The sequence below is a fragment of the Streptomyces sp. NBC_00250 genome (genome assembly GCF_036192275.1).
Taxonomy (GTDB): domain Bacteria; phylum Actinomycetota; class Actinomycetes; order Streptomycetales; family Streptomycetaceae; genus Streptomyces.
Window position 1 is genome coordinate 9,019,645 of record NZ_CP108088.1, and the last position, 20,890, is coordinate 9,040,534.

20 protein-coding genes and 2 pseudogenes are annotated in these 20,890 nt (G+C 68.7%); 9 read left to right on the forward strand and 13 right to left on the reverse strand.

The window, feature by feature from the left end:
• Positions 1–13: 13 nt before the first annotated feature.
• The 3 genes from OG259_RS40605 to OG259_RS40615 form a co-directional block, all read right to left on the reverse strand.
• The gene (locus OG259_RS40605) at positions 14–1,489 is read right to left on the reverse strand and encodes a glycoside hydrolase family 3 protein (protein WP_328946849.1); all 1,476 of its coding nucleotides are present in this window, start codon (positions 1,487–1,489) and stop codon (positions 14–16) included.
• Positions 1,490–1,590: 101 nt separating this feature from the next.
• Positions 1,591–2,481 carry a ParB/RepB/Spo0J family partition protein gene (locus OG259_RS40610; RefSeq protein WP_443052099.1) on the reverse strand — a complete coding sequence of 297 codons (891 nt, stop codon included), beginning with the start codon at positions 2,479–2,481 and terminating at the stop codon, positions 1,591–1,593.
• Between the two features lie 998 nt (positions 2,482–3,479).
• Positions 3,480–4,979, reverse strand: coding sequence for a S1 RNA-binding domain-containing protein (locus OG259_RS40615; protein ID WP_328946850.1), 1,500 nt, complete (start codon positions 4,977–4,979; stop codon positions 3,480–3,482).
• A gap of 507 nt (positions 4,980–5,486) precedes the next feature.
• Here OG259_RS40615 and OG259_RS40620 point away from each other — a divergent pair.
• The gene (locus OG259_RS40620; protein WP_328946851.1) at positions 5,487–6,596 is read left to right on the forward strand and encodes a DUF5954 family protein; all 1,110 of its coding nucleotides are present in this window, start codon (positions 5,487–5,489) and stop codon (positions 6,594–6,596) included.
• Positions 6,597–6,785: 189 nt separating this feature from the next.
• Here the strand turns inward: OG259_RS40620 and OG259_RS40625 are convergent, their stop codons facing one another.
• Positions 6,786–8,486, reverse strand: coding sequence for an FG-GAP repeat domain-containing protein (locus OG259_RS40625; protein ID WP_328946852.1), 1,701 nt, complete (start codon positions 8,484–8,486; stop codon positions 6,786–6,788).
• Positions 8,487–8,789: 303 nt separating this feature from the next.
• On the opposite strand from OG259_RS40625, the gene OG259_RS40630 reads away from it, so the two are divergent.
• Positions 8,790–9,143, forward strand: a complete 354-nt coding sequence (locus OG259_RS40630; RefSeq protein WP_328946853.1) for a hypothetical protein — start codon at positions 8,790–8,792, stop codon at positions 9,141–9,143.
• 456 nt (positions 9,144–9,599) lie between these two features.
• Here OG259_RS40630 and OG259_RS40635 read toward each other — a convergent pair whose 3' ends face one another.
• The gene (locus tag OG259_RS40635; RefSeq protein ID WP_328946854.1) at positions 9,600–10,289 is read right to left on the reverse strand and encodes a hypothetical protein; all 690 of its coding nucleotides are present in this window, start codon (positions 10,287–10,289) and stop codon (positions 9,600–9,602) included.
• Between the two features lie 115 nt (positions 10,290–10,404).
• Between OG259_RS40635 and OG259_RS40640 the strand changes: the two genes are divergently transcribed.
• On the forward strand, positions 10,405–11,025 hold the full coding sequence (locus OG259_RS40640) for a DUF3885 domain-containing protein (protein WP_328946855.1): 621 nt from the start codon (positions 10,405–10,407) through the stop codon (positions 11,023–11,025).
• Between the two features lie 101 nt (positions 11,026–11,126).
• On the opposite strand, the gene OG259_RS40645 is transcribed toward OG259_RS40640, so the two are convergent.
• Positions 11,127–11,945, reverse strand: a complete 819-nt coding sequence (locus OG259_RS40645) for a hypothetical protein (protein ID WP_328946856.1) — start codon at positions 11,943–11,945, stop codon at positions 11,127–11,129.
• A 191-nt stretch (positions 11,946–12,136) separates the two neighbouring features.
• Between OG259_RS40645 and OG259_RS40650 the strand changes: the two genes are divergently transcribed.
• Positions 12,137–12,637: an allene oxide cyclase barrel-like domain-containing protein gene (locus OG259_RS40650; RefSeq protein WP_328946857.1), complete on the forward strand. Its 501-nt coding sequence runs from the start codon at positions 12,137–12,139 to the stop codon at positions 12,635–12,637.
• A 222-nt stretch (positions 12,638–12,859) separates the two neighbouring features.
• Here the strand turns inward: OG259_RS40650 and OG259_RS40655 are convergent, their stop codons facing one another.
• Positions 12,860–13,750, reverse strand: coding sequence for a helix-turn-helix domain-containing protein (locus OG259_RS40655; protein ID WP_328947326.1), 891 nt, complete (start codon positions 13,748–13,750; stop codon positions 12,860–12,862).
• A gap of 40 nt (positions 13,751–13,790) precedes the next feature.
• A pseudogene (locus OG259_RS40660) lies at positions 13,791–14,006 on the reverse strand (alpha/beta fold hydrolase); the annotation flags it as partial.
• Between OG259_RS40660 and OG259_RS40665 the strand changes: the two are divergent.
• Positions 13,957–14,777: pseudogene (locus OG259_RS40665) on the forward strand (IS5 family transposase). The pseudogenes OG259_RS40660 and OG259_RS40665 overlap by 50 nt on opposite strands.
• 439 nt (positions 14,778–15,216) lie before the next feature.
• Here the strand turns inward: OG259_RS40665 and OG259_RS40670 are convergent.
• Positions 15,217–15,705 (reverse strand): hypothetical protein, encoded by a 489-nt coding sequence (locus tag OG259_RS40670; RefSeq protein ID WP_328946858.1) that lies wholly within the window; start codon positions 15,703–15,705, stop codon positions 15,217–15,219.
• 560 nt (positions 15,706–16,265) lie between these two features.
• Between OG259_RS40670 and OG259_RS40675 the strand changes: the two genes are divergently transcribed.
• The 4 genes from OG259_RS40675 (at position 16,266) to OG259_RS40690 (ending at position 18,586) form a co-directional block, all read left to right on the forward strand.
• Positions 16,266–16,697: a subtilase-type protease inhibitor gene (locus tag OG259_RS40675; protein ID WP_328946859.1), complete on the forward strand. Its 432-nt coding sequence runs from the start codon at positions 16,266–16,268 to the stop codon at positions 16,695–16,697.
• A gap of 226 nt (positions 16,698–16,923) precedes the next feature.
• Positions 16,924–17,229: a hypothetical protein gene (locus OG259_RS40680; protein ID WP_328946860.1), complete on the forward strand. Its 306-nt coding sequence runs from the start codon at positions 16,924–16,926 to the stop codon at positions 17,227–17,229.
• A gap of 68 nt (positions 17,230–17,297) precedes the next feature.
• Positions 17,298–17,837 carry a 2'-5' RNA ligase family protein gene (locus OG259_RS40685; RefSeq protein ID WP_328946861.1) on the forward strand — a complete coding sequence of 180 codons (540 nt, stop codon included), beginning with the start codon at positions 17,298–17,300 and terminating at the stop codon, positions 17,835–17,837.
• A gap of 188 nt (positions 17,838–18,025) precedes the next feature.
• Positions 18,026–18,586, forward strand: coding sequence for a hypothetical protein (locus OG259_RS40690; protein ID WP_328946862.1), 561 nt, complete (start codon positions 18,026–18,028; stop codon positions 18,584–18,586).
• 381 nt (positions 18,587–18,967) lie between these two features.
• Here the strand turns inward: OG259_RS40690 and OG259_RS40695 are convergent, their stop codons facing one another.
• The 4 genes from OG259_RS40695 to OG259_RS40710 all read right to left on the reverse strand — a co-directional run bounded on the left by OG259_RS40695 (position 18,968) and on the right by OG259_RS40710 (position 20,833).
• On the reverse strand, positions 18,968–19,216 hold the full coding sequence (locus OG259_RS40695) for a hypothetical protein (RefSeq protein WP_328946863.1): 249 nt from the start codon (positions 19,214–19,216) through the stop codon (positions 18,968–18,970).
• A gap of 69 nt (positions 19,217–19,285) precedes the next feature.
• Positions 19,286–19,525: a hypothetical protein gene (locus tag OG259_RS40700; RefSeq protein WP_328946864.1), complete on the reverse strand. Its 240-nt coding sequence runs from the start codon at positions 19,523–19,525 to the stop codon at positions 19,286–19,288.
• Between the two features lie 97 nt (positions 19,526–19,622).
• Positions 19,623–20,183, reverse strand: a complete 561-nt coding sequence (locus OG259_RS40705; RefSeq protein ID WP_328946865.1) for a bestrophin-like domain — start codon at positions 20,181–20,183, stop codon at positions 19,623–19,625.
• Between the two features lie 269 nt (positions 20,184–20,452).
• Positions 20,453–20,833: a hypothetical protein gene (locus tag OG259_RS40710; protein WP_328946866.1), complete on the reverse strand. Its 381-nt coding sequence runs from the start codon at positions 20,831–20,833 to the stop codon at positions 20,453–20,455.
• Positions 20,834–20,890: the final 57 nt, after the last annotated feature.

Consider the following 20,890-nt stretch of genomic DNA (forward strand, 5'->3'; position numbering starts at 1 on the left):
CCGGACCCTCACCTCACCAGGTGTCCCTCGGCGGCCCCGGTGCCCGTCGGCCCGTGAGGACCTCGGCCGCGGCCAGCGCGTTGACCAGCCCCGCGCCGTAGGTCTTCAGGACCGTCGTCCCTGCGGGTACGGGCAGGTCGTGGAAGCCCATGTCGACCACGACCGTGTCCGGGCGGGCCGCCGTCAGCGCTGCCAGCACCGCCGTCTGCCAGGCGTCGGCCGCCTCGGCCCGCACCACGACGGCCGCCGGCACCCCGTCCGGTACGCGCAGCTCGCCCGGGGGCGTTCCGGGTGCTGCGGTGAGCTGCCCGGCGAGCCCGCCGAGCCGGGCGAGGGGCCCGGTGAGCCCCCACGGCACGGTTCCGCAGGAGATGCTCGGCTCCGGGCGCAGCTCCACGACGAAGTAGGGCGACGGTGTGGGGCGAGGCCCGCGCAGCTCGACCGCCCGGCGGGCTGCGGCCAGTCCGGCCGCACCGCCGCCGGCGGCCGGTTCGGCGGTGGTGCTCGTCCAGGCGCGCAGGCGCGCGACCCGCTCGGCGGCCTCCTCCAGCCGCGCGAGCGGCAGCGAGCCGTCGGCGATGGCCCGGCGGGCGCTGTCCAGGATTTCCGCGCAGTCCTTCTCGCCGTCCTGCGGGCCGGTGATCACCAGGTCCACGCTGGCTTGCCAGGCCCGTACGGCCGCGCCGCCGATGCCGACCCCGGCTTGCGCGGCCTTCATGTCGAGCGCGTCGCTGATCACCACGCCCTCGAAGCCGAGTTCGCCGCGCAGGACACCGCGCAGGAGCCGCTCGCTGAACGTGGCGGGTACGGAGTCGATCGCCTCGACCACGACATGGCCGGTCATCACCGCCTGGACGCCGGCCTCGACGGCGTGCGCGAAAGGCGTGAGGTCGCGGGCGCGGAACACCTCCTCCGGCGCGTCGACGACCGGGAGCGCATAGTGCGAGTCGACCCGGGTGGCCCCGAGCCCGGGAAAGTGCTTGGCCGTGGCGGCCACCCGGTGCCGCTGGGTCGCCTCGACGAACGCCCGGGTGTGCGCGGCCACCCGCTCGGGGTCCGGGCCGAACGACCGGGTGCCGAAGACGGGCAGGTGGAAGCCGGGGCAGACGTCCGCCGACGGCGCGAGGTTCACGGTGACGCCCAGGTCCCTGAGGTCCGCCGCGATGGCGGAGGCGACCTCCGCGGTGAGCGCCGTGTCGTCCACGACCCCGAGGGCGAGGTTGCCGGGGTAGTTGCTGCCCCGGTGGTACTCGGCCCGGGTGATGTCGCCGCCTTCCTCGTCCAGCGCGATGACGAGGTCCGGGCGCAGCGCCCGTAGTGGGGCGGTCACGTCCTCGCGTATCCGCCCGTCCAGGAGCCCCAGGTTGGCTCCGTACAGCACGATGCCGGCGAGCGAGTCGTCCAGCGCCCGCTTCAGCCAGTCGGGTGGTGCCGCTCCGCCATAGGCGGGCAGCAGGCAGGAGTTGACCAGTCCGGTCAGGTGATCCATCGCGTTTCCCTCGGTTGCTGTGGGGCGCGGCCGTCCGCGGTGCGGACGCGGCCGCGCCGGAAGGGCCGTCGTACGGACGAGGCCCCGTGGGTGAGTCCGGCTCAGCCCGTCATCCGTTGCCGTCGGTCCAGCTGCTCGGCGAGCTCCAGCCAGGACTCGCCGCATTTGCGCGCCAGGTCGGCGATGGTGCCGACACAGTGGCTCGGCGCCTCGTCGGCGACGGTCTGGGCCTCCCGGGACTCGAGCACGTGTCCGGACAGCCACCGCAGCAGGCTGCGGCCGCCCTCGTTGAAGCGCAGGGACGGGTCGGAGAGCAGGATCCGCATCATGGTGGCCACGTCGCGCTGGGCGGGAGATTCGACGGAGCGGGTCGCCGCAGCTGGGGCCGGCAGCTCCGTGGTGACCGTGGTGACGGGCCGGCGGGCGGCCGACGCCCGGGACACGCGCGTCCTGCCCTGGGGCACCGGGTCCTCGCCGCGCAGCACCCGGGACCGTACGTCCGCGGCGGTGCCCAGGGAGATGCCCGCTTCCTTGGCGATCTGGCGCAGCGGGGTGCCGGGCCGGGCTTTGATGAGCTCACTGGCGGACTTGCGTCCTTCGATACTGCTCAGGGGGCGGCGCTTGCCGTCTCGCCCGATCCGTACGTTCAGCGTGGTGTCGGCGGCGACGCTGTCCCGGCGGATGGCACTGATCGACTTGGCGGCGAGGCCGGTCGCCTCGGCGATGGCCCGGTCGGACCACTGGGGATGGGACCGCAGGATCCGGGCGGCCGCCGCCCGGCGGTCGGCGCGCGAGAGGGGGAGTCCGTGGGTGATGTTGAGACGCACGGCCAGCAGGAAGAGGTCCCGCTCGTCGCCGTCGACGAACCGTGCGTCGATGCGTTCCGCGCCGCGGAGCAGCGAGGCGCGGACCCGGTGCATTCCGTCGACCACCTGCAGGGTGGGGCGGTGCACCACGATCGGCGGAAAGGGCTTGTCCGATTCTGCGAGCAACCGGACGTGCTCAGGTAATTCCGCCTGAATTCTAGGAGATTCTCTGGTGATCAGGGACGCGATGGGAACGGATTCGACCGCTATTCCCTTCATGTCGTTTGCGAGGCCTGGTGCTCCCATGTCGAAGCGGCCACCCATGGGTCTTCTCCTCTATTTTCTGACCTGCAGTGATATTGGAGGCGAAAAGAGTCAGTATTCCTTGATCTGTATGATCGGAAGATTACACGAGGCCTGTACGCGTGCAACAGGAATTTGATCGATGCCCAGAGAGTGAGACGAGATGGGTGTGTGTCGACAGTTGAACAAACCGGAATCAAAAGCTCCGAATTGCCTCTGACCTGCGACAACGTGTACGCCTGGGGGTGTGTCGCGTTACGAAAGGGCCTTGAATTATCTCATTGGTCTAGACATCAAAGTTTTTGGTTGGTAGTTTCTGATGGGTAATTGACGGGCAATTGGTGGGCGGAATTGAAAATGCACGCACGCTCGATGTCGCAGCGCATCGGCACTGCCTGATCCGTGGATATGCGCGGTGGGCGGAAGTGAAGGCATCGTCAATGTCCGATATGCGCCCCTCGCCTCCCCTCCGGGCGGACCGGCGGCGCAGGCTCATCTCCTCGGTGGCCGAGAGCGAGAGGAAGAGAAGGCATTCCTCCGGGGTCCGGGCGCATCCGCTGCACCGCCTCGCACGCCGCCTACCGGACATCCCTCGTCCGCTACTGCGACGAGCCGCCGCAACAACGCGCATTGCACCCCGCTTCCCTGAGCGGTTATCAGCTGACCGAGGGCATGGCTGCGCAGGAGCCGTGCAGGAAGAGGGGGGCAGCGACAGCGGTCCGGAGGCGGGCGATGAGGTCGACGTCGAGGGCGTTCCCGCTGCCGAGCGTCATCCCGTGATGATGCGCCACGAAAGCCGGTCGTACAGCGCCGTTGTGCCCATGGGGCCGCCCGACATATGGCTGTCCGAGAGCCTCTTGCGACCTGACAGGCCGCGCTGGTCAGCGTTCTCCTGTGCGCGTACGCAGGTGGGAGAGGGTGATCCGACGCCGTGGAGGGTCGACCTCCAGAATCTTCACGGCGAGGCTGTCCCCGACCTGAACAACTTCCTCGGGCCGTTCCACGTGTCCTTCCTCGGCCAACTCGGTGAGGTGCACGAAACCTTCGAGGCCGTTCTCTCTGTCCTCGATACGGACGAAGACACCGAACGGTACGAGTTTGGTCACGACGCCCTTCGTGATGTGGCCGACCTGCTCGATGAACTGCGGCATCGGATCCTCTTGCAATGCCTTCAGGGACAGCGGCACACGCTCGCGTACCAGGTCGACGTCGAGGATCTCGGCCGAGATCTCCTGGCCGACGGCGACGACGTCGGAGGGGTGATCGAAAGGCCGCCAGGACAGCTCGGGAATGTTGATCATCGCGGTGAAGCCGCCGATGTCCACGAACGTCACACCGAAGCCGGCGATCTCCGTGACCGTGCCGGTGCAGATCTGCCCACGGCGAAGGGTCTTGAGGAAGGCCCAGTTCCGGTCGCTCGGTGTCGGCTCGGTCCTCCACCGCGCGCGCAGGACGCCGTCGCTGTCGGGCAGGACCGCGGTGAACAGCGGGTGGCGTTCGTCGAGAACCAAGGACAGGGCCATGGCGGCACGGGCGCCCGCGACGTGGGCGGCGAGGTCCCCGTACTCGGACTCGTCGGCCGGCGTGCTGGAGACGACCCCGTTCTCGTCCTCCCATACGAACTCCACCGGACCTTCGTCGGGAAGCGAGGCGAGGACCGCGTCGACATCGGTGGAAAGATCCGGCCAGACGGTCAGCCGGGCACGAGGGGTGAGCCGGGCGCGCACCGCATCGAGGGTGTCTTCGGTGAGGCGATGCCAGCGGGAGGCATGGTGAAGGTACTCCTCCTCCAGAATCGCTGCGTGCCGCATGGCGATGGACCAGCGCAGACGGGCCCAGAAGTCCTCGTCGGCGGGACGTTGCACGCCGGGCTCGTCGAAGTCCGTGTCGTAGGGCGAGGCGTCCAGCCGCTCCGGGAAGAGACCGAGAGCCCGGACGTGGGAAACGGCGCGCTCGCAGGGCTTGTCGCTGCGGACGTAGACGTACTGGTCCCCATCGACCTCCACAACGAACGTGCCCTCCACCTCCAGACGGCACCAGGCGCCGTTGCCGCGGAGCATGACCCTGACCAGCTCCAGGCCGAGGGAGAGGGACACTTCGGCACCGTCGTGGAACCCGCTGAGATCGGGCGGGAAGTGCCCGGCAAGACCGTGGCCTTCGACCGTCGGCTCCAGTCCGAAGTGGGCAAAGCCGGAGATCCCCGGCTCGCGAACGGCCAGGCGGTCGATGCCGGTGTCCTCGGCGAAGGCGGCGATTGCTTGCAGATATGCAGCCTCGACCGGTCCGCGGTCGCTGATCGAGTCCTCAGCGCCGATGTAGCTGCCGTGCTCGTCGCGGTCGGCAGGGTCGTACTTGGTGATCCGGTAGACGAAAGGCGGCACGTTGCTCCCCGTGGTTCTCGACGATGCTCGCTCGGCGGTCGATCTCGTGATCGGGAGCGTAGGGCGGGGGCCGGCGCATCGCAGCCTTCGAGGATGGCCATCGAGACCACCTTCTGCAAGCGGGACACCGTGCCGCACCAGGCCGCATTGGATCGCATTAGGCCGAATTGGGCCGCATCGATCAGCGCAACGGGAGCCGAAGCACGGAGAGGTTGAGGTGGTGCCCGGCGGGGGAGTCGTCGATCCGACGGCCGCGCTGGAGAAGTCGGTCGTCGACGCCCGAGACCATCGAGGCGACCGTCCACGGATTGCCGGAACCGACGCAGACGCCTCTGATGAGGACCGTGCCGAGAAGGCGGGGGTGATGAGGGCCGCGCCGTGAAGGCGACGGCGCGGCGCCGGGAATCCGCCTGAGGATGAGACCGCCGTCGTGGGGACGTCGCTGATGTCGGTGGACGATCCGGTGAAACCCTGATGCGGGCGCACGCGTGCCGCCACGATGGTGGCATGAGCGAAGAGGGTGTGGGGCCGGCGGGGTGGCCGGTGGTGGTGAGGGTTCCGGTGGAGCCGGTAGAGGCCGTCATGGAGGCCGATGCCCTTGACGCGGCGGCGCGCAACAGCGCCCTGGCGGTCCGGGGCCCGCTGTTCGGCGTGGCCTCGCAGGGCAAGGATGACGGGCGGCGGTGGCGGGTGGTCGTCGAGGTCACGCACGGCTGCCCGCAGCAGGCCCGCGACGGGCTCAACTCCCTGCTGTGGTTCCGGGCGAAGGACGAGGCGAAGAGCAGGCAGGAACGGCGTGCTCTGCTGGCGGCGGTCGCCCGACTGGAGAACGAGTACGCCGACGAGCTCACCGTGCTCGACACCCGCTACCGCGTGGTGCGGGCCGAGGAGTACGCGGCCATCGACGCGCACGGCGATATCGAAACGCCACGGCCCACCGACCCCGAACCTCCCACCCCCGACTGGAGCCCCGGTGCCGGTGCCCGCAGTCCGCGGGTCGACGACAACCTCGTCCTGGACCCGGACGCACCCCACTCCCCACTCCAGGCGGCGGAACGCCTGTCCTTGCGCTCGCTGGCCTACACCGGGACCAGGTTCCCCACCCCCGTACTGCACGATTCCGAACGGGCCGTGGACAGTCACCCCGACGTGGTGCTCATGCCGGCGGCATTCCTGATCGTCGAGAAGTCCGGCGACGAGCCCTGGACACCGGGCAGCGGCCTGCAAGCCACCCCTCACGACGCACGCCGAACCCTCGCCTTCGCCCTGACCTGGTGGGAACCGCGCAAGCGCGGCCTGATCCCCTACGAGGCCGAGGCAGACGTCGACGCCCACACAGTTGTCGCCGAGAACACCAGTCCCGCGGTCGGTGAGCTGGCGGCGTTCGCCGAGGCCGCGGACCGGCTCCGAGCCGGCCGGCTCGACCAGGTCGAGGTCCACGGCACCGTCTCCCGGATCGGCCGCGCCCGCCGCCTGCTGCGCTGGGGCCCCGACGGACCGGAAGGCCCGCGCCCCTCCGACATCAACACCCACGCCCCCCAGGCCCTCCACCCCCGCCTCGACGAAGACGGCACCGTCCACTTCGAAGAGCCCACAGAAGACGAAGCCCCCTCGTGAACGTGCGCGCGGTCCTCCACCTCGCCCGCTCGGTCGAGGCCCTGCACGCGGTGCCGATCCTGGGCCGGCTGCAACGTACGGGTCGCAGCCCGGGACGGTGGAGCTGCGCCGCCCGGCACGCGGCCGGCGAGCACATGAACACACGGGCGCCCCGCACCGGAACTCAGGTGCGGGGCGCCCGTCGGCCTCCTAGTACAGGTCGCCGTACGTCTGGTAGCCGTAGCCGATCTTCACCCGCGAGCTGATCGCGGAGCCGGTGCCGGTGCCCAGGTACCGGTACAGATCGCCTGCCGCGTTCACCGCGAGCAGGTCGGCCCGGCCGTCGCCGCTGAGGTCGCCCGGCGCCACCAGTTCGGTGTACGAGCCCCAGCCGCCGCCGATGTTCAGCCGGCCCGCGAACGGTGCCGTCGCGGAGCCCGTGCCCCTGTACAGGAACAGGTTGCCGGAGCCGTCACGGGCCAGAACGTCCGCACGGCCGTCGCCGGTGTAGTCACCCGCGCCGAGGATCTGGTTGTACGCGCTCCAGCCGTCACCGACCCGGATGCGGGAGGCGAAGCCCGTGCCGGCGCCGTTGCCGCGGTACAGGTACAGGACACCGGACGTGTCACGGGCAAGGAGGTCCGACTTGCCGTCGCCGGTCAGGTCACCGGGGCCGACGAGCCGGTTGTAGATCTGCCAGCCGCCGCCGAGGTCCTTGTCGTTGTTCCACAGCCGGCCCTCGTAGACCTGCAGGAGGTCGGGGAGCGTGCCACCGTCCAGCGAATGGACGAGCGAGAGGTTCGCGCCCGCGTAGCCACCGGTGTCGCTCACCTGCTCGCGGGCGGCGAGCTTGCCGTTGTTCAGGCCGCGGTGCCAGAAGAGGGTTCCGGCCTTGTCGCGGGCGATGAACAGGGTCTTGCCGACGGACGGGATATTGCCCGCCCCACCGAACTGCTCCACCCGGTTCCAGGCGCTGCCGGTCTGCGCCCGCGACGTGAACGTCCCGTTGCCGCGGCCGTAGTAGGCCCACAGGGTGCCGTTCAGGTCACGTGCGAACACATCGGCATGACCGTCGAGGTTGCGGTCGTCGACGGCGATGACCTGGTTGTAGACCTGCCAACCGGTGGCGAGCGCCTTGCGCGGCTTGAACGGCGCCGACTTGTCGCCGGTGCTGCCGTAGAAGTACACCTGGCCGGAAGGCGTGCGGGCGAGCAGGTCGCCCTTGCCGTCGCCGTCGTTGTCGCCGAGACCCACGAGCTGGTCGTACGCGCCCCAGCCCGGGCCCACCTTCGCACGGCCGGCGAAGGGGGCCGTCACCGTACCGGTCGAACGGTAGAAGTACAGGTCACCGTTGTACTGGCGGGCCATGACGTCGGCCCTGCCGTCGCCGTCGACGTCACCGGGCGAGAACACCTTGTTGTAGATGTTCCAGCCGTAGCCCGTCCACCTGAGCGTGCCGGTGGTCGTGGAGGCATCCGAGTACAGTCGCAGCGCGCCGTTCGCCGAGAGCGACAGCACCTCTGGCTTGCCCGTGCCGTTCTGGTCGCCGAGCGGGACGAGGTCGAGGTCGAGGAACGAGCCGGCAGTGGTGAACTCGACGTGCTCCCCGCCCGAAGACGGCGCGACGAAGGTGAAGCCGTTCCGCGTGCGGTGGATCAGGTCGGTCTTGCCGTCACCGGTCACGTCGAAACGGGGCTTCGAGCCGGCCGTCGCCTCAGCGGTACGGGCCATACCGTCCAGCGCCGACACGTCGAGCGTCGGCACCATCGGCGTATCGGTCAGCGGCAGCTCCAGGACGGGCCGAGGAGCCGACCCGGCAACGGCGGGCGAGGCCCACAGCATGCCGACGGACAGGACGAGCGCGGTGCAGGTGGCGACGTGGCTGGCACGCCCAGAGAACGCAGAACGCAAAGATCCCCCTGGGGAACGTGAACAAGAACCGGAACCGGAACGGGGGTCCGTCCGCGGCGCTTCGGCACGGCCACGGAGACGCGGCGCGCACGTAGGGCGAACACCCCCCCCCGGATGTGTAGGCGGAGTGTACTCGCCGGAATGATCTAGAGAGCAAGTGACTTTTGGAGCCCGTCAGATCCCTCGGATCCGCCGTGCCTCCCTCAGGGGCGCACGATACGTGTTGAAGGGTTTCTGCTCGCCGTACAAGACAGGCCACCAAGCTGCGTCGTGGCGGGCGATCCTCCACCCGTACTCCTCACCATGAACCCGACGAGGTTGGATGGCGGCATGGTGAGACGCAAGAAGGCGAAGGTGGAGCGGCCCGTCTGGGGCATTCCGAAGGGGATCGTTCTGTTGGCGACGCCGGAGGGCTGGCGGACCAGCGTCCTCACCACGGAGGGCGGAATGCTGTGCGGGCGCCTGGACGTGCCGATCAACACCGACCCGCAAGACGCGCGGGCTGCGGCGGCGTTGATGGTGACGGAACTCGCGCGCGACTTCCACAACAGGGATGTCGAAGTGAGTTGGGATCCGCCCCAGAAGCCTTGGTCATGGACCGCCCAAGTCACTCTCGCCGCCGATGGCGAACCACCTTCGCCGGACGCCGAAGGCTGAACGGCAAGCTCGAAGGTAGATCAGGACGCGCTTGCGTAGGAGTTCGAAGTCGCCGCGACCGCACGTTCGTTCGCATGCTGGGTGAGCGATGCTGGATCGCCGTGGCCGCGGGGCCGACGCGCGCTCATGGAACTTCAAGATCGACCGGGCGTGCCTGCCCTGGCGTTTGGCGGTGTGGTCGGAGCCGCCCTACTGACAGACCGCCTGCTGGAGAGCCGGCGAACACCTCACCGGCCCAGCCCTCGTGCCGGTCGGGCCGAGGGCTGGGCGTCCTGGCGGCCGGCGCCGCTGGCCGACTTGGAGCAGGTGCCAGGGAGCGGGTCCTCGCCCGCTGCCCCGGCGGACCCGGGGCAGGAGCCCCGGAGATGCGAGGGCGACGTCTCGGTAGAGGTCTGCTGGTTCGCGTTGCAGGCTCGGCCGCCGATGAGCGAGCGACGGCACACACCGACCGCTCTATCAGTCCGGCACGGGCTGGGACGGAAAGCAGATCGCCCGGTCACTCCTGCAGATCCGGGCCTCCGGGTCGAGCTCCCATCCGTGCCCGGGGTAGTCGAACGTCAGGAAGGTGACCATGCGGCCCGAGGGGAACCTCGCCACCGCCTGGTGAACCACTCCCAGCTGCTTACGGGGTTTGACGTGGTCGAAACGCTTCGGACCGCCCTCGGCCATCACGAAGACCACACGCCGGAGCTGTTCGAGATTGTCCTCGCTCGTCACCCCGTCAGAGTCACCCGGGTGCGTGAGAAGCAGTCCGGGCGCGGGCGCCTCTTCGGGCAGCCGACCGCATTTGAACGATCTGTAGTCTCCCCGGACCATGCCGTAGCAGAAGGTGTGCCCGTCGGGCATCCACGCCAGCTCACCAGTCTCGGCACTCAGCCGATGGATGACGGCGACCTCGTCGACCGGCGGAACCTCGTACCCGGTCGGCACCCCGGAATCAAAAGCCTTACGGAGGAACGCCTCGTCGCGGCCGGTGGCCGCGGCCTTGCCCAGCGGCCGCGCCGGCGACTTGTCGTATGGCGCCGGCGTGACTGTCGGCCGTGTCGCGGCCGAGGGCTTCACCGCCGACGGCTTCGATGGCTGCCCCGGCTGCTCCGTCCCCGACGTACATCCAGCCACCACCAGCAACATGGCTGCAGTGCTCATGAGAACCCGTCGCCTCAACACAATCCCCCTGGGTGTACGGATTCGATCTGGTAGACGATAGCCCTGAAGCAACGGTCGGTCGGGTACAAGCTCCGCGACCCGTACCGGGATCTGGGTGCGTTTCCACAGCCTGCCGGAGTCGAAGCGATACGCAGAGGACGAGAGCGAATACGCCGTCGTACTGGAGCGGTACAACACCGTCCTCGATGAGTTGTTCGCCGGCGAGGACGTCTACGTGGTCACCCCGGTGTGGGCGACCGACGCCGAGGTTCCGCCACTCCAGCCCGATGTGGGCTATTGGCAGAGCTTGCTGGTCGAGGACGATCCTGACCCGGGGTTTCGTACCTACTGTCACCTCTTCGCCGTCCGCCGGCCCTGGCGAAGTGGCTGCCTCGACGAGCTGCTCCGTGAGATCGCGGACAACAAGGTGGCGGGAGTGCTGGTCACCGACACCCAGATGCGGCGCATCCATCACCCCTACGACGGCGGCGCCGATGTCTTCCTCACTACGCACGGAGAACGGGATCGGACGCGCGATCGGCATGCCGACTGGCTTTCCGCGCGACCTCCGCGACGACCGCTGCCGCACCGTCGACACCGGGTCCTGGGGCCACCACCGCTGCCCCTCCCGTTTCTGCTGCCCGTCTCCCACCACGTCCACAGCGGAAGACAGGGCACCGGCCTGTGGCCGGTCGGACACGTCAAAGGCGTTGCGCGGTCCGGCCGCCGCGCATGAGCAGCGGATGCCCGGTCAGAGTACGGGCCCGAGTTCCTTGCGGTGGGAGCATCGAAGTGCTCTGCGTGCGGTCACGACGTCCTGCACTCGGCGCGTGGTGGTCACTCGGTGGCGGCCATCATCGCCACGAAGATGAGGCCCGCCGTGACGGCCCACAGCAGCAAGGTCCCGATGGTGGCTGCCACACGTGTCAAGGGGGTATGGACAACGGCGGGATCGCCGGGGCTGTCCGGGTGGTAGCTGATCTCGATCTGGCTGGCGTAGTTGCTCCGGTAGCAGCTGTGGGTCTGGCCGCTCGGGCCCGTGTACTCGTACTTCTCCGACTTGCCGCTGTACGGACTGGTGCGCACGGCCATCACCGTGATGGCGTGCCGGGGGAACAGCCACATCTGGAAGGTCCCGTACGTCGCGGCGGTACTCGCGACGTTGAAGAACACGGTCACGAGTCCCATCGGGACCGCGAGGAGGAGCATGCCCGCCTCTCCCTTCGTGACGACCAGCACGCAGGTCAGGATGAGGGTGACGACACCGGGCCCGAGAGCGATCACGAGCGAGGCGATGTGTTGCGCCTTCGCGCCGGTGCTGAGGGACGGAGTGCGCAACGAGCGGGTCGTCACGAGCGACGCGCCGTCGAAGGACGGGTCCGGCTCCGGCAACGCGGCCAGGGCCGTGCCCACCGCCACGGCGAACAGGTCTGCCGCGGCCTCGCTGACGCCATCGATCCGGTACGTGGCGGGCGTGCCGCCGGCCGGGACCCGCAGTTCGACAGTTACCGCACGGCGGTCCGGTATGACGTCGCGGACGGCCTGCAGGGGGATGCGTAGCTCTTCGTCCCTGCGGCGCAGCGTCAGTGCGTCGTCCTCGTGACGGAGAACGGCGCCGCCGCCGCGCAGGACAGGGGTGGATGGTGTGGTCGACATTGACGTGATCGTAAGGTGTGATCACTGGCCTTGACACGGCCCTCGCCTGGTAGTCGGCCGGTCCGTGAGGCCATCCGCCGCGGGCTCGTCCGATCGGTCGGATCTTCCGGTGGTCGCGCTGGGCGCTGCAGAGCTGAGGTTATGGATGCATCACCGGACCATCCATGAGTATCAGCCTCAGGAGCCATTTGATGCGCCCCATCAGAGCAGCCTGTCTCGGAACGGCCACTGCGCTGGCCACCCTTCTCGCCTGCGCCCCTCTCGCGGCCGCTGCCGCGACCGACTCGGCCGACGCCAAGGGCAAGCACAAGGTCATCACACTCACCGGTCGGCTCGCGGAACAGACGCGCTTCCCCGTCAACCCCGGCGGCAGCCCCGCCCAGGGCGATCGGACCGTCTTCCGCTCGATCCTCTTCGACCAGAACGGCAAGGAGGTCGGTGAAACCGGCGGCACCTGCTCCACCACCCGGGTCGACAACGGCGGAGCGGAGGTGTGCGTGGTGACCTACACCCTCCCGGGCGGCCAGATCTCGGTGCAGGGGATGCTCTTCGGCATTCTCAACCCGGGCCCGCCCCCGTCGTTCGACAACGGGATCACCGGCGGCACTGGGGAATACGACCGGGCTCGTGGTTCGGTGCACGCCGACACGATCGCTCCGGGTACGAGGCGCTTCACGATCGACCTCTACTGAAAGAGGCGGGTGCCACCGGGCCCGTTCAGGGTGGCACGGGGGACCAGCAGGGCCGGCGGACAGGTTCCGCGGGGGAGCGGTGCGGAGGGCCGCGTGCCGATCACCCTGCCCTTGGGTGAGCAGGACAACGACCGGGCCAGGTAGATCACCCCCGTGCCGCGTTCTCCCAGCGGGCCAAGAAGCCGGTGGTCAGCGACCCGCTCGGAGTCGTGGCACGTGTACTCACTTCGAAGGGACCTGACGGAGCGCACACGATGACGGCGGCGGGTCGGCGAACGAAGTCGGCCATGCGACATCGTCGATCGCGAGCCACGGCGCAGCGGCTAGGGCGATCGGTGTCACCCCGGTGAACGCCTTGACCTCGCGGTGAAGGTGGGACTGATCGGCGTAGCCACTTGCGGCCGCTACCCGGGCAGCGGCGCCACCGGCCGCGAGAAGGTGAGCGGCGTGGTCGAAGCGCACCAGCTGCGCGGCCCGCTTGGGGGTGAGGCCGACCTGGGACCGGAAGCGGGACCAGAGGCGCTGACGGCTCCATCCCACCTCGTCCGCCAGACCGTCGACCCGCACCTGTCCCCGGCCGGCGCGTATCCGCCACCAGGCGGCAGCGACCTCCGGATCGAGCGGTGGGCGGGCATCCAGCCGTCGGCCGAGGACATCCGCCACGATCGTGAACCGCTCGTCCCACGACGAGGCGGCGCGCAGTCTGTCCTCGGTGCGCCCGGCGTCGCGACCCCAGACGTCTGCCAGAGGTACCACCGCCCCGACGAGCTCGGTCGATGCGCCGAGCACTGCGGCTGCCACGACCGGCGACAACCGAATCTGGAGGTACTGGTATGCCTCGGCCGTCGGTCCGCTGACCCGAAGGTCTCCCGGGAGCAGTCCGACGACCACGCTGCCGCGTTCGCGGTGGCCGCGGGCGTCGTAGACGGGCCCGTCCCCCTCGCTGAGATCGACGAACAGGGTGACTGATGGGTGCGCGACCATGGCGATGTCCACGGGCGTCGCCGGGACACGTGCACCGAACCCGGCCATTCTGATACCGGGAAGTCGCTCTGACTTCCGTGGGACGGCGACGTCCACTGTTGTCCAGTCAGGTGACTCAGTGGCGCACATGGCATGCATGACACGCATGGCACCAGGGTAGCGATCGGTGTCAGCGGCCTGCGGCCGCGAAGGCCAGCAGCAATTCGCTGGTCGCTTCCGGTGCTTCGAGCATGGGGAGGTGTCCGACGTCGGGTAGCTGCTCGACGCGCGCGTTCGGCGCCGTGTCGTAGCGGTGTACCGAAGACGGATCCCAACGGCGGTCGGCTGCGCCGAAGATCACCAGGACTGGGACGTCGAGCGCCGCGAGGCGCTCGGGGACTGTTCGGTGGAGGGATCATCGAGAGGTGATCGACGCGATCGCCTGGAAGTTCCAGACTGGCTCGCAGTGGGTCCATCTCCCCGAGAAGTACGGCAACTGGCGAGGTGTCTACAACCGGCTGCGGATGTGGGCCATCGACGGCACCTGGGAGCGGGTGCTCACCGCGCTGGTCGCGCAGGCCGACGCCGACGAAGACCTCAACTGGGATGTCTCGGTGGACTCCACCATCGTGCGCGCACACCAGCACGCGGCCGGAGCCCGCAAAAAGGGGCTTCAGCGGGCGAACCGGCAGACCACGCCATCGGCCGGTCCCGCGGCGGGCTGACCACGAAGATCCACCTCGCCTCCGATGCCCACTGCCGTCCGCTGGCCTTCGTGCTCACCGCCGGACAGGCCGGCGACGCACCCGCCTTCACACACGTCATGGCCCGCCTTCGCGTTCCTCGACGGCGAGGACGGCCCCGCACCAGGCCGGACGTGGTCCTGGCCGACAAGGCGTACTCCTCCCGCGCGATCCGCGAGCACCTGCGCAAGCGCGGGATCCGTGCTGTGATCCCCGTTCCGGCCGATCAGCGCGGTCACCGCCTGCGGCGTGGAAGCCGAGGCGGCAGGCCACCAGCCTTCGACCGTGAGGCATACAAGCAGCGCGACAGTGTCGAACGCTGCATCAATCGCTTGAAGCAGTGGCGAGGCATCGCCACCCGCTGCGAGAAGACCGCGACCGTCTACCTGGCCGGGCTCCACATCGCGGGCATCTTCCTCTGGTCCGCTCGGTGATCCAAACGAAACGGCCTAGCCGCCGATGAAGCCCGAACGCCAGGCGCCTCGACCAGCAGGGTCGCATCGGCCGGCGTTCTGGGCCGGCGATAGACGTATTTCTTCGCTGAGGTACTCGCCTCCGTAGAGGACGTGGGCGGGTGCCGAAAGCCGTCCCGTCCAGCAGGTGTCAGTCTTCCCGCCGTAGAAAGGCCGGGGACGTTGAGCCACAGCCGGTCGTCCCAACGGCCCCGGAAGGCATCGTGGTTGTTGCCGAGGATGGCCTCCGGGTCGAAGTGGATCGTCATCCGCAGAGATGAGGGCATCGGTTCGGACCGGGGGTGGCGTGGCTGAGCCACAGGCCGCGGTCCCGCTGCATGAAGCGATCGCACGCCTCGGGTGTCGGCACGCATGTGACGTACCCGGTCAGGTAGAGACGAACGTGCCCGGTGCCGGACCTTCAGCGGGACCACCGCGCTGGTAGTCCCGCTTGAGCACGCCAGTGGTCTGCGTCGTGAGGATCGGCCAGCCATCCGGTCAGACGTTCGGCGCCGGCGCGGAAGACCTCTGGCAGTGAGGTTTCCTCGTCGGCCACGAGCCTGAGGGCGTCGACGTCATGGGTGGCGTGATCGGCGTCGCACCAGCAGGCCACGTTCACCGCCGCGTCGACCGCGAGTCGACCCAAGTCTGTCCACACCAGCTGAAGCAGGAACTCCAGCCGTTCGCCCCCTTCGGAGTGCTCGATGACCTCCAGTCCGAGGATGATCGGCGTCGTCGGCTGCGTGGCGGGGAAGGCGGCATGTTCCGGGAACCACTCCCAGTCCGCCGTACTCCTCCCGGCACGAGCTGCGTCGACCCTGCGGGCCACCTCGTTCAAGGCGTTCGCCCCGGCAGGCGACAGGGCAGGGAAGAGCGTGGTCAGGGGGACGTCGTCGAAGGCACCTCGCATGGGTTGATCATCCCTTCTCCGGCTTGCGGAATGAACCCTTCCCAGGTCTCCCGTAGGAGAACCGACCGTCTGACGCCCAGCAGATCGAGCACGTTCATCGTGGCGGCGACGGATCCACTGTCGGGGAGGCGTGTCGGGGCGGCGGTGAACCAGTCGAGGGGCGGTGCTGTCCTGGCAGCCCAGGGTGGTCGCCGTGAAGGCGCACGGTCGGTGTCACGGCTTCGACGAGTGAGGGAAGGGCTTGAGGACTCCCGCCGAAGCGAGCGTCGTTAATCGGTCGTACTGAACGACCGGTCGGTAAATCTGACGCGTCCTTGCGCAGGCCGGCGGTTGCTGCGGGGCTGGAGCGAGCGGGTTCGGGCCCGCGGCGGAGCCGTCCGGAACCAGGGCTGACCTGCTGAACATTCATTCGATCACCGACATGTGGGTGCACGTGTCCGGATAATGACCGCGAAGATGCGGTCGCTCTGTGTGTCAGACACACTCCGAAGCGCAAACGGAGGTGGTGATCCGAAGGTAGATGCCACCTCAACTCTTCGAATCGAAAGTGAGTCTCCGTCATGCTTCGTCGTTCCGTCGCAGTCTCCGCGTCCGCTCTCCTGTGTCTCGCCGGCACCGCCGGTGTCGCGGAAGCCCGGACCGAAAGTCTGTACGCGCCCTCCGCCGTCGTGCTGAGCATCGGCAAGGGCACCGACGCGAGTTCGGCCACCGTCCTGCGGGCGGTCACGCTCAGCTGTGCGCCGACCGCCGGCGGAACGCACCCCGCCCCCGAGGCCGCCTGCGCCGAGCTCAAGGCCACGTCCGAGGACGGCGCCTTCGCGGGGCTGCTGGCCTCGCCGGAGCCGGACCGCATGTGCCCGCAGCACTTCGACCCCGTCACCGTCACCGTGGACGGAGTGTGGGAGGGGTCCCGCACGTCCTGGCAGTACACCTTCGCCAACGCTTGCGCCATGGGCGTCACCCTGAACGGAGGAGCGGCCTTCGCGTTCTGACCGGCTCAGACGGGCCGCACCCGGGGGTCGCGTCGGCCGAAGGCGAGCGGGGGTGCATGAAGCGTGCGGCAGGCGGGGGCAGATGTCGTGATCGTCGGCGCGGGAGTGCTCGGTTACTCTCTCGCCTTCATGGTCAAACCATTCCTCGCCGAGCCGCTGGCCACCGAATCCCGCATGCGCCCCCGCTGACCGGTGCCTGGCCCGAGACGCTGGCGCAGGCCGGTGGATGGCGGAGTTCTATGTGCAGGAGCCGCCCGGATGTGTCCTGCCACCCGAACGCGCACCGCTCGGCTACGAGCACGACGAGCCAGTCCTCCTCAAACTCGTCACCGACCACCTCGACTGCCTGCACCGCGTCCAGGACGGCCCCCGAGGCGAGAAGCACGTGGCCGATCTCGGACTTCGCCCGGTTGGCTTCGTTCATTTCAACCGGCTCTGGCTCAACTCCTTTGAGCCGGAGCCCTTCTACCGACAGCGCCCATCGGCGGCAGTGCCGCCTCCTCGGTGGATCTCCTCGCCGACGTGTCCGTAGATCCGTCCTGAGCGTTCAGCCGAAAAAGAGCCGTGCCGCGTGTGGCAGAAGTGACACCATGCGATGTCATGGCAGACAAAGGTGGTACTGCGTACCAGGCAGGCCAGACCGGGCTCATCGTCCGGATCCCCGAGGCGGAGTCCGCTGTCCGGCGGTGGCGTGAACAGTTGGACCCCTCAGCCCAGGCCGGGGTTCCAGCACATGTCACCGTGCTCTTCCCGTTTCTCGACGAGAGCCGAACGGATTCGGGCGTCCACTCCGCTCTCGCGGACGTGATGGGAAGTCACCATGCCTTTGACCTGCGGTTCGAGAGGTGTGGACGGTTCCCGGGGGTGTCGTATCTCGTTCCCGAGCCCGACGCCCAGTTGCGGCAGCTCACCCAGGCGATCGCTGATCGATGGCCCGAGGCCCCTCCGTACGGGGGACGGTTCACCGAGATCGTCCCGCACCTGACCATTGCTCAAGGCCAGAAAGATGCCGTCCTTGAGAAGATCGAGGCCGATCTCGCCGGAGGGCTCCCGTTCACCTCGCACGTCTCGTCGGTTGAACTCATCGCGTACGACGGCACGAACTGGAAGGAAAGAGCGTCATTCGCACTCTCGCAATGAGCACCGCCTGAAAGCTCCGGCTAGCTGAGGGCCGTCCCGGAATCCAGTGCTGGGCTGGGGCGCCACTGCACCAGGGCGGGAAGTGGCGGCTACTGGCCTGGTACTTGCGTTCGGTGCCCGCCCCGGGAAGAGTTTCGCGGACGCCGTTCGGAGCGAAGTCGTGGGAGCAGGGCAGAGAGATGTGTGTGATGGATGCGGCGGTCAAAGAGGCTGCCGTTGCGCGGTTCCTCCGCGAGTATCCGCAGATGGAGCGAGCTGCATGCGACCACCCCGCGCTGCTGGGCTGCACGGATGTCGACTGGTCACGGATTCCCGGGTGCCCTGCCGGGATCCCGGTCCTGCTCCGCGGTCTCCTGGATGAGGTAGCCGGCCCCGCGGCTCTGCCCGTACTGGAGAACGTCCTGATGAACAGCGTCTTCCACGTGAGCGCCGTGATGCCGGCCGTCCTGCCCTTCCTGATCCGCCTGGCAGCTGTCCCCGACATCGCGGTGCGGTCCGACCTGGTAGAATTCTTGGTCCTCGCCGCGGATCTGTCTCTGCCCGTCGACGCCGACGATGAACGCCAGGTGCTGCTGCTCGGGAAGGACTGCGATCACCCGGAACGCGAGTGGTGCAGGGCGGCCTTCGCCGCACACGCGTCCGACCTGCACGCGTTGCTGGAGGAGGGAACCCTTCCGAACGGACTGATCAGCGTGGACGACCGCGAGTGCCTGCTCAGGGCTGTGGAACCGCAGCGACGTCCATCCTGACTGCCCGCAGGCCGGCACTGCAGCACTGCACCCTGTACGTCGCACTGACGCTGAGCTGCGCGAACGCTCACCGCTCTCGAACAGCGCCCCTCCGCGCCTCTCCGCGACGACCGTGGTCGCGCCGTCGACACCGAGTCCTGGGGCAACGGCGGTGTCGAACACCGGCTCTTCTTGCCCGGCAGAGCGAGGACCGCTCCTGGCAAGGGGAGGGCGGCTGGGCCTGCTCCCAGAGTGGCCCGGGCCGGTGCCGTGCGGCGTCAGGCGAAGAAGGACGTGAACTCGGCCGGCATGATCCTCCGGTCGCCATCGGAGTCGGCGCCCCGGACGAAGTCGGCGAGCTTCATGTTCTGGAGGGTGCGCCGTGGGTCTGGCCGTAGTCCCTCAGTTCCCGCAGCCGGATTTCCCGTCACCGTCGGTGTCGATCGTCGCGAACAGGTCCTTGGCCTCGGCATTGGCCAGCTTGTCCATGGTTTCTTCCTGCCTGTCTGTCGTTGGGTTGCCGGTTTCGGTGGTGCCGCAGGGTACCGCCGTGGTGGAGACCGGCCCGATCTGCCAGGGCGTGTCTCTCTCGGGAGCCCGTGGTGAGTTGCCTCCGTCCGAGGGCCTGGGCAACGCCTGGCGCCCGCCCATCTCCGGACTGCTGCGGGGCCGACTCCGAAAGGAATCGGCCCCGCAGTCCCTGGTTGCTGGACCGAGTGGTCAGCCGGTGCTGTGATCGATGACGTTGCCGTTGGAGCAGTTGTTCTTGTGGTTGCCTGTCCAGTCGCTCAGGGCGGGTACGACCGCGAGCTCCTGGATGCAGACGTCGGCGGCGGTGAAGTTCCAGTTGTTGGCGGCGTTGACGCCGCTGCCGAAGTTGCTGTCGTTGTCGGCGTGGGCCGGAGAGGCGAGCGCGAGGCCCGTGAAGGCCAGGGCAGTGATGGCGATGATCTTCTTCACGGTTCGCCAACCGGCTGCCAGGGCTCCTGGTCACGGGGTACGGGAGCGAATCCCCCGCACGGCGCTCGCACCCCCTGCGTCCGGGGTGTGCCCGAGCTCAGGCGGCCCGGCGGTTGCCCTCGGCGTCGCAGGGCAGCTCGGAGGCCGGGTGGTTGGCCGTGAAGTCCCGGGTGGCCTGCCGTTCGGCCTCGGTGGTCGCGACCGGATCGACGTTGATGATGCCGCCGAAGGGGCGGTCGACGTCCCGGATGATGCACAGGGCGGTCGTGAGCAAGGCGGTGATCACCACGAGGGTGATCAGTTGGCCTCGGTTGTTCCTGTGGGGCAGACAGACGCCGAGGGCGACCACGGTGATGGTCGGGGTGGCGAGGAGGAACCAGAGGATGGCGCTGGGGATGCTGGCGGTGGCCTGGGTGAGGAGTTCCTCGCGTTCGTCGGAGCGTTTGTTGTCGGCGGCGATCAGCATGCCGAAGACCGGCTTGCCATCCAGCGTTCGGAAGGTTGTGCGGAAGTCCGCCGACCAGACGCTCGGCGCCGGGGAGCCTTTGCCGTCTGCCATGGCCGACCATTCCTGGGTGCGGACGGCGCGTGCGTAGCAGACGGCGGCGGACTGGATCTGTGCGTGCTGGGCCTCGGGCGCGTACTCGGCGGTCTCCACGAGCTGGTCCAGAGCCCGGGCCTCGCCGCGTGACGCGACCTCGGCCTTGCCGTAAGAGCCGTTTGGCCGTGACCAGGACGAAGGCGAGCAGGAGGACCGTCAGCGTCAGCAGTGGGCCCACCCACCTGGCCGGCAGAAAGGCCAGGGCCCGTCGACAAAGCCTGCTGGCACGCCTTATGGGTCGCCGCTGGATCACTAAGACGGTGTCTCACGTGGCGATCTTGCCCGCTGTACGGCCATAGACGCTCGGGGTGGCGACGGCCAGCCTGTCAGGCTGGCCAGCTGAGGCGGCCGTCCACGATGACCGGTAGAGACGTGGGCATCTCGTCGGTGACCCAGGCGAACTCCAGGGCTGAGAGCGTGGCTCCCTGGTCCGTCCATACGAGGATCCTGCCGACGTAGGCGCCGGACGGGTCATGGACTTGTGCGTCTACAGGCACGAGCTCTTTCGGCAGTGCCGCATGCTCGCAAGGTTCCCGGACCTGCAGGTCGACGCTCACGGAGTCGGGCCCCCAGACAGCGATCACGTCGGTGTGGTCCAGCTGACTCCGCAGTTGCGACGCGCCGACGAACTCCGCTGACAGTACGTGTTGAAGCACTGCGTGCTCGTCGGCGTTCACCGGGCGCGGGTCGACGGAATGAGGAGCCATGTGCCCATTCTGAGGCGGCGGGGGCCATCAGCCCAACGCCTACACCGACCTCGCCGG